The 12,232-nt window shown below is 47.0% G+C and carries 9 protein-coding genes; 3 read left to right on the forward strand and 6 right to left on the reverse strand.

All coding sequences use genetic code 11. The annotated features are described in order from the left end of the window. Positions 1-30: 30 nt before the first annotated feature. A complete protein-coding gene (locus Q4A84_RS04770; protein WP_303087788.1) occupies positions 31-663 on the reverse strand; it encodes a lytic transglycosylase domain-containing protein in 633 nt (210 codons plus the stop codon). A gap of 772 nt (positions 664-1,435) precedes the next feature. Further along, complete coding sequence (locus Q4A84_RS04775) at positions 1,436-1,792, reverse strand: energy transducer TonB (RefSeq protein WP_303087789.1); 357 nt, start codon at positions 1,790-1,792, stop codon at positions 1,436-1,438. 760 nt (positions 1,793-2,552) lie between these two features. Here Q4A84_RS04775 and Q4A84_RS04780 point away from each other — a divergent pair. Next, entirely contained in the window at positions 2,553-4,727 is a 2,175-nt protein-coding gene (locus Q4A84_RS04780; RefSeq protein WP_303087790.1) for a malate synthase G, read from the forward strand. A 70-nt stretch (positions 4,728-4,797) separates the two neighbouring features. On the opposite strand, the gene Q4A84_RS04785 is transcribed toward Q4A84_RS04780, so the two are convergent. The 4 genes from Q4A84_RS04785 to yajC all read right to left on the reverse strand — a co-directional run bounded on the left by Q4A84_RS04785 (position 4,798) and on the right by yajC (position 9,229). Continuing rightward, positions 4,798-5,937: a class I SAM-dependent RNA methyltransferase gene (locus Q4A84_RS04785; RefSeq protein WP_303087791.1), complete on the reverse strand. Its 1,140-nt coding sequence runs from the start codon at positions 5,935-5,937 to the stop codon at positions 4,798-4,800. A 119-nt stretch (positions 5,938-6,056) separates the two neighbouring features. After that, positions 6,057-6,992: a protein translocase subunit SecF gene (secF, locus tag Q4A84_RS04790; RefSeq protein ID WP_303087792.1), complete on the reverse strand. Its 936-nt coding sequence runs from the start codon at positions 6,990-6,992 to the stop codon at positions 6,057-6,059. Between the two features lie 3 nt (positions 6,993-6,995). Further along, positions 6,996-8,846: a protein translocase subunit SecD gene (secD, locus tag Q4A84_RS04795; protein ID WP_303087793.1), complete on the reverse strand. Its 1,851-nt coding sequence runs from the start codon at positions 8,844-8,846 to the stop codon at positions 6,996-6,998. 80 nt (positions 8,847-8,926) lie between these two features. Then, complete coding sequence (yajC, locus tag Q4A84_RS04800) at positions 8,927-9,229, reverse strand: preprotein translocase subunit YajC (RefSeq protein WP_303087794.1); 303 nt, start codon at positions 9,227-9,229, stop codon at positions 8,927-8,929. Positions 9,230-9,516: 287 nt separating this feature from the next. Between yajC and grpE the strand changes: the two genes are divergently transcribed. Next, complete coding sequence (grpE, locus tag Q4A84_RS04805; protein ID WP_303087795.1) at positions 9,517-10,083, forward strand: nucleotide exchange factor GrpE; 567 nt, start codon at positions 9,517-9,519, stop codon at positions 10,081-10,083. A 164-nt stretch (positions 10,084-10,247) separates the two neighbouring features. Beyond that, positions 10,248-12,185 (forward strand): molecular chaperone DnaK, encoded by a 1,938-nt coding sequence (dnaK, locus tag Q4A84_RS04810; RefSeq protein ID WP_303087796.1) that lies wholly within the window; start codon positions 10,248-10,250, stop codon positions 12,183-12,185. The last annotated feature ends 47 nt before the right edge of the window (positions 12,186-12,232 follow it).

Below are 12,232 nucleotides of genomic sequence, written 5' to 3' on the forward strand. Positions count from 1 at the left end.
AACTACTGAATTATACAGACTTTTGGGTGCTCAGTTCCATTGCCAGCGGTTGCGCCATGCGCCGATAACGGCATTGGGATATTTGTTGCTGCCCAAACTGCCATTAAAACGGGCAAGTGCGCGCACGATATCGCCGTTTTCACGGTTGCGGTAGTAACGCAGGATGGTGCAACCGTAGCGCAAGTTGGTGCGGATGTCGAACAGGTTGTGTGATGCCTGACCGATATGGTTTTTCCAGAAAGGCATCACCTGCATCAGGCCGCGTGCGCCGACATTGCTGATGGCGTATTGGTGGAAACGGCTTTCTACTTCGATAAGCCCGAGGATAAGCTGGGTGTCGAGACCTGCGCGGCTGCTTTCGTATTGTATGTTGACTAATAAGCGGTTGCGTTGGGTGCTATCGGGTACGAAACGCGCAAGCCGGGCCGACATGTCGCGCATCCAGCGCTCGCCGTCGCGGCTGTTTGAGAAGACGAGGTGTGCGGGATTAACGTTGTTGATAGAACCGCGCATGACCGAAGCAACATCGTCGGACAGCGTTTCTTCCCGCTGCATGCCTGCCAACACGGCTTTCGGCGCCAATAGTACAGCTCCGCCGGCGGCCAACAGCAGACGGCGATTGTGCATGACGGCGGTTAACGTGGGTGTCGTGTGTTTTTCCATGTGTTTGTATGTTGTTATGGTTAATGCCTGTCTGAAATAGGTTTTCAGGCAGGCATAAATTATAAAGCTACCAGTAAAAAAGCGCCAAATCGGATTTGATTCTGGATAAATCAAGGAGGAAAAAGAAAAGTTGTATGTCATCGTTTTAATGAGCACCTTAATATTGTCAAATAGTTGGCAGTCTCTATTTTTTCAATAATTCCTATTGATTGTAAGGTTTAGATTATGAAAGCAGAAAAATCAACGTTTTTGTTTGTTCTGCCAACTTAAATATTTTTGCGTCGGATATGATTTGAATTTGCTCTGATAATTTTTAGACTATAAAGTCTTTTCCTTAATTTAGTTGATTGTCTTAGTTTTTGAATCTGAGCCAATGATAAGGGATGTTGAGGAGCAGAATATGTTTTCTACCTCTTGGCTGGTGTTTTGCCACCGTTCTAAACAGGTTATTACTTTTTCTAAGCTTGGTGATTATTCTATCTGTAATGAAATTTAACCCTGTGAGGATGTTGGTTCTATTCTCAATGGCGATAAAAAAGAGCGTGCTCAAAAGAGGCACGCTTAAACTTAGAGAGAGTGTATAAACGGAATTAAATGCTATATGGAGTGTTTTCCATGAAATGCATAAGGCTAAAGCGATTAATTAGAACAGACTTTACTTATTCAGTTAGAAGTAACGTACTCTTTGCATCATAAATAATCGGCTTATTCCAAACTTTTCAGTAGAACAAAGGGATTAGCTTTAATTCTCTCTGTTCAGATGCCTACAGGGTTATTTCTTTAGACCCAGTTGCATTTCACCATTTTGGCTGAATTTGATTTCTTTAACTACGCTGAATTCTTGGGCTTGGCCGTTAACGAAGGCAGGGCGTAAAGTTTGGGTGCCCATCCATGCAACGGCTTGGTTGTCGATGGCAGTATTGCCGCTGGTGCGGGTAACGCGTACGTCTTTTACCGAACCGTCGGTGTTGATGGTTAGGCGAACAGCTAATTTGCCATCAATACTTGCTTGGGCCGCGTTAATTTCATTGCTTTTGTGGAAAAATTGAATGCTTTGTGCGACGGCTATTTGGCTGGCAAATACAGCTGCAGATACGATAATGGAAGAAGCAAGAGAGCGGATAGACATGATAAAAACCCTTATGTAATGTGTTTAATTATTTTGGCATAAAATACCAAGTTTTATTTAACTGTATTTAAATAGCCGGGTTGATTCTCGGTTTTAGTTTTTATGTTGATGGTTGTATTCTGCCAAAATAAAATGATTTAAGCAATAAAGAAAATGTCAAAAATATTTATTTATCGCTCAAAAATTATGATAAGCGGTATTTTATTTTTTAAATTGCTTCTTGCTTTGCGATACGGTTTAAATGATAAATAGATTTATATTTTTTATTTTGAAAAATATATTTCAAAATCAAATATTAATTTTAAGTTTTAAATACTATTCAATTAGAAGTTATGCGCGCCTTATTTGAATGACAATCTGTTTTTAAACCGATTGTCTATTTAATAATCCGATTATCTTTAATTTTTTATGTTGTATTTTTGCATTTTAAATTTTATTAAGGCTCTGAGAGAAGCTAGAGAAATTTTCTTTTAAAAATATATAAGCGAGTTGGATTTTTGGGTTTAAACCATTTTATGGAATGGGCTATGGATTGGGATGAGATTTCTTTTTGGTATAAAATGCCATTTTGATTTTTAATGTTCAATATGTATTGGAAAATAAAAATGTGTAGTTAAGTGTAATAAAACTAAATGCTTGTCTGAAAAATATGTAATTAAATATTTTCAGGCAGGCTATTTATTCTTGCTGGAATCAATGTTATTTTTCTTCTCGCATGTTTGTAAATGCACTATGAGAAAAACAATTTCAGGAGAACCAAATGGCTTATCAATATACACAAGCCGCAGGCTTGCAAGTCGACAATCATTTATATCAATTTGTTAATGAAGAGATTTTGCCCAAACATAACCAGCATACAGTGCAAAGTTTTTGGCAGGGGTTCGCTGATTTGGTGCACCAATATGCGTCGCGTAATCGTGAGCTTCTGGCTAAACGCGATGCTATTCAATTGAAACTTGACGGGTGGCATAAAGCGTACCCGGGGCCGGTGCGGGATGAGGCTGCTTATCAAGCGTTTTTGCGTGAAATCGGTTATTTGGCGGATGCGCCTGCTTCTTTTCAGATTGAAACTCAAAATGTAGATCGTGAAATCGCTGAGCAAGCCGGTCCTCAGCTGGTGGTGCCGATTAATAATGCGCGCTATGCTTTGAATGCGGCTAATGCTCGTTGGGGCAGTTTATATGATGCCTTATATGGTACGAACGCAATTTCTTTGGATGGTGAGTTGGCACCTGTCGGGGCGTATAACCCGAAGCGCGGCGACGCGGTCATTGCGTTTGCTCGTGATATTTTAGACGGCAGTTTGCCGCTATCTGAAGGCAGCCATAGGGATGTGTCGGCTTATCTGGTGGCTGACGGGGCATTACGGGTGAAGTTTCAAAATGGGCGAGAGTGTGGACTTAAGCAGCCTGATTTGTTTAAAGGTTATAACGGCAGCCCGGATGCACCGACTTCTTTATTGTTTTTACATAACGGCTTGCATATTGATATTCTGATTGATAAAAATAGTCCCATCGGCAGCCAAGATCCTGCGGGCATTAAAGACATTGTAATGGAAGCGGCGTTGTCGACCATTATGGATTGCGAAGATTCTGTAGCGGCAGTAGACGGAGAGGATAAAACACTGGTTTACCGCAACTGGCTTGGCTTGATGAGCGGCACGCTGGTGGAGGAAGTGGAGAAAAACGGCAAAACCTTTACCCGTAAACTTAATTCAGACAGGCAATATACTGCACCCGATGGTTCTGCTTTTAAATTGCCCGGTAGATCGATGTTGTTTATCCGCAATGTTGGCCACCTGATGACGACGCCGGCCATTTTGGATAAGGACGGCAACGAAATACCCGAAGGTATTTTAGATGGTGTGATGACTGCGATGATTGCGCCTTTTGATTTGCAGCGTTCAGAAAATACCAATAGCCGCTCCGGTTCCGTATATATTGTTAAACCGAAGATGCACGGCCCGGAAGAAGTGGCTTTTGCCAATGAGCTGTTTGGTGCGTTTGAAGATTTGGCCGGATTGCCGCGTTATACTTTGAAAATGGGCGTGATGGATGAGGAGCGCCGTACTTCGGCCAATCTGGCTGCCTGCATTGCCGCTGCTAAATCGCGCTTGGTGTTTATCAACACCGGTTTTCTAGATCGCACGGGAGACGAAATCCACACTTCCATACATGCAGGCGCTGTGGTGCGTAAAGGCGATATGAAGTCGACCGAGTGGATTAAAGCCTATGAGCACAATAACGTTCAGCAAGGTTTGGCCTGTGGTCTGCCGGGCAAAGCGCAAATCGGCAAAGGCATGTGGGCGATGCCTGATTTGATGGCGGAAATGCTGGAGCAGAAAATTGGGCACCCGAAATCAGGTGCGACAACTGCATGGGTTCCATCGCCAACTGCGGCCACGCTGCATGCGCTGCATTATCATCAGGTAAACGTGTTTGATGTGCAAAAGGCTTTCCAACCTTGGGAAGATAAAGAAATACTGGATAAGCTGTTGATGATTCCGGCAGCAGAAAACACTGCTTGGTCGGATGCGGAGAAACAACAAGAGCTCGACAATAACTGCCAAGGCATTTTAGGCTATGTGGTGCGCTGGGTGGAGCAGGGTGTGGGTTGTTCGAAAGTGCCCGATATTCATAATGTCGGCCTGATGGAAGACCGCGCCACTTTGCGTATTTCCAGTCAGCATATTGCCAACTGGCTCTTGCATGGTGTTGTTAGCCAAGCTCAGGTTAGGGAAACGCTGGAGCGCATGGCAGCCGTGGTGGATAAGCAGAACGAGGGTGATAAAGCCTATACGCCGATGGTAGGGCGCTTTGATTCTTCTCCTGCGTTTCTCGCCGCTTGCGACTTGATATTTAAAGGCACGGAACAGCCCAACGGCTATACCGAGCCATTGCTGCATCATTGGCGCCGTGTGGCTAAAGGCGATTAATGGGCTAGAGGTTTGTAGAAATGCCTGTCTGAAAATTTTCAGACAGGCATTTTGTATTTCAGACAGGCTTTTAGCGGTTGCTGCCTTGAACCATTTCGAGCAGAAACAGGCGGCAGTCGAGATTGCCGTTATAGAGCGGGATTTTGCGTTTGGGTTGCAGGCGCATCAGCTTGGGCATGTCGCGATCGCCGGTAAACATGCCAATCAGCCAACCGGCATAATGCAATTTCAACCAAGTGCCGATTTGCGGATAGAGCGCGTGTAATGCCGCAATTTCGGCTAAGCGAACGCCGTAGGGCGGGTTGGAAATCATGATGCCGTTTTCGCCGTTCGGTCGCGATTCTTGGGCGTCTTGTATTGAAAAAGTGATGCAGTTTTCGATTTCAGCGGCGCGAGCATTGTTGCGGGCAGTGTGAATCATCTGGCGATCGTTGTCGCTAGCATCGATGGCGGCGGATTGTGTGGTGACGGCCTCGCGGGCTTGTTGTTTCAATTTTGCCCATAAGGCTTGATCGAAGCCTTTTAATTTTTCAAAACCGAAGCGACGCATCAGGCCGGGGGCTCGGCGGGTTGCAATAAGTGCTGCTTCGATGGCCAGTGTACCGCTGCCGCAAAACGGGTCTTGAAACGGCTGCGAGCCGTCATATCCGGCCAGCAGCAGCAAGCCGGCTGCCAAGTTTTCACGCAGGGGCGCTTCGCCCGCATCTTGACGATAGCCGCGTTTAAACAATGCTTCGCCGCTGGTGTCGATGAATATTTGAATGGTTTGATTGTCGATGAAGGCATGAATGCGTATGTCAGGGCGTTGTTTTTCCACGCTGGGGCGCGAACCGAGATGCTCGCGGAAGCAGTCGCATACAGCGTCTTTGATTTTCAGGCCGGTAAAATCAAGGCTCTTGACGCGAGCGTGCTTGCCTTCTACTTTGACTTTGAAGGTATCACGTACATCGAACCAATCGTACCATTTGAGGTTGCGAGCCAAGGTATAGATGTCTTGCTCGTTACGGAAGTTGCCTTTAGTTAGCCTGAGTAAAGCCCGGCTGGCCGTGCGTGCGTGCAGATTGATGCGGTAGACCTGTTCCCAGCCGCCGCGGCAGGACACACCGCTGTCGGTTGCTTGGATATCGGTGCAGCCTTGAGCAGACAGCTCGGTTTGTAACACGGTTTCCAAACCGCGCGGGCAAGTGATAAAGAGGGAATAAGTAGTCATAAATTTCTCAAGAGGAGGAGGGCTGGGCATAGCGCTTGGTTGGCAACGGCTTGGATTATAACCGAAATGCCTGTCTGAAAATTTTCAGACAGGCATTTTTGTTGGCAGACAGTGAACGTTTATACCACTGCTTCTTCTTTTCTTTTCTGCGGCTTGGCAATGTTTTCGCGGCTCAGGCCAAACATCAAAAGCAGCGGGCTGGCAACCAACACCGAAGAATAAATACCGAATACGATGCCGATGGTCAGCGCCGACGCGAAACCATGTAGTGCGCTGCCGCCGAAAATCAGCATGGAAAGCACCATTGCTTCGGTTGAACCGTGGGTAATCGCAGTTCGCCCCATCGTTGCAGTAATCGCGTTGTCGATGATTTCGGGCACGCTCTTATTGCGCATACTGCCTTTTCTGAAGTTTTCGCGAATACGGTCGAATACAACCACAGATTCGTTTACCGAATAACCTAACACAGCCAGAATGCCTGCCAAAACCGTTAATGAGAATTCCCACTGGAAAAAGGCGAAGCAGCCCAAAATAATAATAATATCGTGCATGTTGGCGATGATGGCCGATACAGCAAAGCGCCATTCGAAGCGCATCGAAAGGTAGATAATGATGCCGATAACCACCAAAGACAAGGCAATCAGGCCGTTTTGCACCAACTCATCGCCTACTTGCGGGCCGATGAATTCCACCTGACGCAAGCTTACCTTCGGGTCATCTTTTTTCAGGATGTTGATCACTTGATTGGAAAGCGCGGCGGAAGTGGTGCCTTCTTTATTGGGCAGGCGGATCATGATGTGCTGCGTGCTGCCCAGAGCCTGAACTTGCACCTCGCCCAATTTGAGCGAGCTTAATTCTTCACGTATTTGATTGACTTCCGCCGATTTGCTGTATTGCACTTCCATAACCGTGCCGCCGGTAAACTCCACCGAAAAATTCAGGCCTCTGGTAAATAAGAAAAATACGGCAAGAATGAAGGTTAGCAGCGAGATGAATGTCGTTAGCTTCCCATATTTCATAAACGGAATGTCGCGTTTGAAGTGGAACAGTTCCATGAGTTATTCCTTATTGGCATTGGCGGCGGCAACAGGGTTGGCGATGCCGATGGAGATTTTTTTCAGGCTGCGTTGGCGGCCGTACCACAGATTGGCTAAAGCGCGGGAAACTACAACCGAAGAATACATCGATGTAAGAATGCCGATACAGTGCACCACGGCAAAGCCGCGTACCGGGCCGGAGCCGAAAATCAGCAGCGCCAAACCGGCGATTAACGATGTAATGTTGGAGTCAACAATGGTATCCCAAGCATGCCGGTATCCTTCGTTTATCGCGGTCTGCGGTTTCTTTCCTAGCCGCAATTCTTCACGGATGCGCTCGTTAATCAACACATTAGAGTCGATTGCCATACCCAGCGTCAGCGCAATCGCCGCGATGCCGGGGAGCGTCAACGTTGCTTGTAAGAAAGATAGAATCGCAATAAGGAACAATAAGTTGGCGCTCAATGCAATCACGGAGAAAATACCGAACATGCGGTAGTAAATCACCATGAAAACGGCTACGACAACAAAACCCCATAAAGTGGAATGGAAGCCTTTTTCAATGTTTTCCTTACCCATAGACGGGCCGATTGTACGTTCTTCCACGATTTCCATCGGGGCAGCCAGCGAACCGGAGCGTAAAAGCAGAGAAATATCCTGAGCTTCGGCGGTTGACATGCTGCCTGAAATGATGGTCCGGCCGCCTGTAATCGGCTCGTTAATGACCGGAGCGGTAACCACTTCCGCTTTGCCTTGATCGATTAACACCATCGCCATGCGTTTTTTGACGTTTTCACGAGTGAGATCGGCAAAAATCGCAGAGCCGGAACTGTCGAAATTGATGCTGACGCCGGGTTGGTTGTTTTCGTTGAAGCTGGGCTGGGCGTCGTTGATGTTGTCGCCGGTAAGCTCTACTTGGCGGTTGACCAACACGGCTTGGCGATGTTCACCGGCAGTGTAGAGCAGCTCGTATCCGGCCGGAACATTGCCTGCGGCTGCTTGCTGCAACAGAGTCGGGTCGTCGCTGACCATGCGGACTTCCAATGTTGCAGTGCGGCCGATGATGTCTTTGGCTTTGGCGGTATCTTGCACGCCGGGCAGTTGCACGACGATGCGGTCGGCTCCTGCCTGTTGGATAACAGGCTCGGCCACGCCCAATTCGTTGACACGATTATGCAGTGTCGCGATATTCTGCTTAACCGCATCGGAACGGATACGGTTGATGACTTGTTCGGATAAAGTCAGAATCAAACGGGAACCGTCGCTGGTTAGCGTGGCTTCGGGGAAGCTTTTCTGCAGTGTCGATAAGGCTTTGGCTAAATCGGCTTCGCTTTGAAACGGAACGGCCAGGCTGTTGTCGTTGTGAATGATGTTGCCGGCACGGATTTTCTGGCGGCGCAATTCGCGTCGGATGTCGCCTGCATAGCGCTCGAAGGTTTTCTGCATCGCTGCCTTCATGTCGACTTGCATGGCAAAGTGTACGCCGCCGCGCAAGTCAAGGCCCAGAAACATCGGATTGGCCTTGATTCGCGCCATCCAATCGGGGCTGTTCGGTATCAGGTTTAGCGCGGTGATGTAGCCTTCGCCCAGCATTTTTTCTATAACGTCGCGCGCTTTAAGCTGTGTTTCGGTATCGCGGAAACGCACGCGCAGCGAGTTATCGGTTACAAACATGCCGTCGGAAGCAATGCCCGCCTGTTTTAAAGCCGCGGCAACGCGTTCTTCGGTTTGATTGTTAATGATGATGGATTGCCGGTTGGTTGAAACTTGTACGGCCGGTGTTTCACCGAAGAGGTTGGGTATGGTGTAGAGGAAACCTAAAACAACGGTAGCCAGAATCAGCAGGTATTTCCAAAGCGGATAGCGGTTCATAGAAAAATCTTCACGGTTTTATCAAGATAAACAACTGCCGCAGGATGGTTTTGCATCGGCTGCGGCTTTTGCAAAAAGAATCATGCTTCGATTTTGCTGGCAATGGCGTTGCGTTCTACTTGGACTTCCACGTTTTTAGCGATTTCCACCGTAAAGAATTTTTCATCTACACGGGTAATGCGTCCGGCGAAGCCAGAGGCGAGAATGACACGGTCACCGCTTTTCAATTCGGCCAGCATGGCTTGATGGGCTTTGAATTTTTTCTGTTGCGGACGCATGATCAGGAAATAGAAAACAACCAGAATCAGAATCAGCGGGCCAAATTGCATTAGCATATTATTGGCTGCAGGGGCGGCATCAGCGGCGTAGGCAAAATTAATCATAGGGTATCCATATTCTTGTTAAATTTTCAAAAGCGCCCCGCTTGTTGGAAGGGGCGTGCAGAATTAAGGGCAATATTCTAAAGGCCGGCACGTTTTTTTCCAAGAAATTTCCGTATTTATTATCTTTCATTTACGAATGCCTGCCTGAAACGGCTTGCCGAGTTTCAGACAGGCATAGATATGGATGGATGGGATTTGTTAAAAATACCCCTTGAAACTGTTTGGTACAGCCTTAATATTGGAAGCACGATATGAAATTCACTTCTCTATTCCGTAAAGGAAAAAACATGACAGAACAAACTCAATATTCTGAAGAAGAAAAAAATAACGACGGTACCGACTCCGTTGAATTGGCAGGCCAGCAGCAGGCCGAAACAGAGCAGGGCGAACCGACTTACGAAGATTTGCAGACCAAAGTTGCCGAGTTGGAAGGCCGCTTGAAAGATGAGGAACTGCGCGCCTTGGCTAACGAGCAAAATCTACGCCGTCGCCATCAGGAAGAAATTTTAGCAACCCATAAATTTGCCGGGCAAAAATTTGCGGCGGAAATGCTGCCGGTTAAAGATTATCTGGAAATGGCGCTGCTTGACCAAAGCGGCAATTTCGATGCTTTGAAAATGGGCGTACAAATGACTTTAAATGAATTGAACAAAGCATTTGAGGCCACCCAGATTAAAGAAATCAATCCTCAGCCGGGCGAAAAACTTGACCCGCATCATCATCAGGCGATGCAGGCGGTAGAAAGCGAGCAAGAATCGAATACCGTGGTGGGCGTGATGAAAAAAGGCTATATGCTGGCTGACCGTGTATTGAGACCTGCAATGGTAACGGTCGCCAAAGGAAATGACGCTTAAAAAACAAGCGGCCTGTTGATAAGTTTTTAGATATTTGATTTTTATAAAAAATAAAATAGTTATCCACACTTGAAAAAGCCGATGGAAAACCTTATTTAACAGACCGACAGGGGCGATAAGCCCGAACATGATTCTATAATTTGATTTTCTAGGAGCAATAAATAATGGCAAAAGTAATCGGTATCGATTTAGGTACAACCAACTCATGTGTGGCCATTTCGGAAAGCGGCCAGACCCGCGTTATTGAAAATGCCGAAGGCGCGCGCACAACCCCTTCCGTAATCGCTTATTTGGACGGCAATGAAGTGTTGGTCGGTGCGCCTGCCAAACGTCAGGCCGTAACCAATGCGAAAAATACGATTTATGCGGTTAAACGCTTAATCGGTCATAAATTCGAAGACAAAGAAGTACAAAAAGACATCGATTTGATGCCGTTTGAAATCGTTAAAGCCAAAAACGGCGATGCTTGGGTAGAAGCCCAAGGTAAAGAATTGTCTCCGCCTCAGGTTTCCGCTGAAATTTTGCGCAAAATGAAAGAAGCGGCTGAAGCTTATCTGGGCGAGAAAGTAACCGAAGCGGTCATTACTGTACCGGCATATTTTAACGACAGCCAACGTCAGGCAACCAAAGACGCGGGTCGTATTGCCGGCTTGGATGTGAAACGCATCATCAATGAACCGACCGCTGCTGCACTGGCTTTCGGTATGGATAAAGGCAATAAAGGCGATCGCAAAGTAGCGGTTTATGACTTGGGCGGTGGTACTTTTGATATTTCCATCATCGAAATCGCCGATATTGACGGTGAAAAACAATTCGAAGTATTGGCAACCAACGGCGATACATTCCTTGGCGGCGAAGACTTTGACCAACGTTTGATCGACTACATCATTGCCGAATTCAAAAAAGAGCAAGGTATTGATTTGAAAAATGATGTAATGGCTTTGCAACGCCTGAAAGAAGCGGCGGAAAAAGCCAAAATCGAATTGTCCAGCGGCCAGCAGACTGAAATCAACCTGCCTTACATCACAATGGATGCCAGCGGCCCGAAACACTTGGCGATGAAAATTACCCGCGCCAAATTCGAAAGCTTGGTGGAAGATTTGATTACCCGCACCATCGATCCTTGCCGCATTGCCGTGAAGGATGCCGGTTTGAACGTGGGCGACATCAATGATGTGATTTTGGTTGGCGGTCAGAGCCGTATGCCGAAAGTTCAGGAAGCCGTTAAAGCGTATTTCGGCAAAGAACCGCGTAAAGACGTTAACCCCGATGAAGCGGTGGCTTTGGGTGCTGCGATTCAGGGCGAGGTTCTGGGCGGTGGCCGTAGCGACGTATTGCTGCTTGACGTAACTCCGTTGTCATTGGGTATTGAAACAATGGGCGGTGTGATGACCAAACTCATCAATAAAAACACCACTATTCCGACCAAAGCATCGCAGGTGTTCTCTACTGCCGAAGATAACCAAAGTGCCGTAACCATTCATGTGTTGCAGGGCGAACGTGAAAGAGCGTCTGCCAACAAATCTTTGGGCCAATTCAATTTGGGCGACATTGCACCCGCTCCGCGCGGTATGCCGCAAATCGAGGTGACTTTCGATATTGATGCCAACGGTATTCTGCATGTTTCTGCTAAAGACAAAGGTACTGGTAAAGCGGCCAATATTACCATCCAAGGTTCTTCCGGTTTGAGCGAAGAAGAAATCGAACGTATGGTGAAAGATGCCGAAGCAAATGCGGAAGAAGATAAAAAACTGCATGAGTTGGTGCAAAGCCGCAACCAGGCCGAAGCTCTGATTCATTCTGTGAAAAAATCTTTGGAAGAGCATGGCGACAAACTTGATGCGGATGAAAAAGCGAAAATCGAAGAGGCGGTAAAAGCAGCTGAAGAAGCTGTTAAAGGTGAAGACAAAGCCGATATCGATGCGAAAGCAGAAGCTTTGGGCACTGCCAGCCAGAAATTGGGTGAGATTGTGTATGCCCAAGCTCAGGCTGAATCGGAAGGTGCCGCAGGCGCCGGTCAAGCTGATGCTTCTGCCTCGGCTAAAAAAGGCGATGATGATGTTGTGGATGCCGATTTTACCGAAGTGAAAGACGATAAATAAAAGTTTTTGATTGAAGCGAAGCGCTGCATTTAACCATGCGGCGCTTT

Origin of the sequence: Neisseria sp. (assembly GCF_030527965.1) — a bacterium.
In the GTDB taxonomy this organism is placed as follows: domain Bacteria; phylum Pseudomonadota; class Gammaproteobacteria; order Burkholderiales; family Neisseriaceae; genus Neisseria.

Excerpts from the sequence above, each read along its gene's own strand:
- Q4A84_RS04770 (WP_303087788.1), bottom strand. The coding sequence starts at position 663 with ATGGAAAAACACACGACACCCACGTTAACCGCCGTCATGCACAATCGC.
- Q4A84_RS04775 (WP_303087789.1), bottom strand. The coding sequence starts at position 1,792 with ATGTCTATCCGCTCTCTTGCTTCTTCCATTATCGTATCTGCAGCTGTA.
- Q4A84_RS04780 (WP_303087790.1), top strand. The coding sequence starts at position 2,553 with ATGGCTTATCAATATACACAAGCCGCAGGCTTGCAAGTCGACAATCAT.
- Q4A84_RS04785 (WP_303087791.1), bottom strand. The coding sequence starts at position 5,937 with ATGACTACTTATTCCCTCTTTATCACTTGCCCGCGCGGTTTGGAAACC.
- secF (WP_303087792.1), bottom strand. The coding sequence starts at position 6,992 with ATGGAACTGTTCCACTTCAAACGCGACATTCCGTTTATGAAATATGGG.
- secD (WP_303087793.1), bottom strand. The coding sequence starts at position 8,846 with ATGAACCGCTATCCGCTTTGGAAATACCTGCTGATTCTGGCTACCGTT.
- yajC (WP_303087794.1), bottom strand. The coding sequence starts at position 9,229 with ATGATTAATTTTGCCTACGCCGCTGATGCCGCCCCTGCAGCCAATAAT.
- grpE (WP_303087795.1), top strand. The coding sequence starts at position 9,517 with ATGACAGAACAAACTCAATATTCTGAAGAAGAAAAAAATAACGACGGT.
- dnaK (WP_303087796.1), top strand. The coding sequence starts at position 10,248 with ATGGCAAAAGTAATCGGTATCGATTTAGGTACAACCAACTCATGTGTG.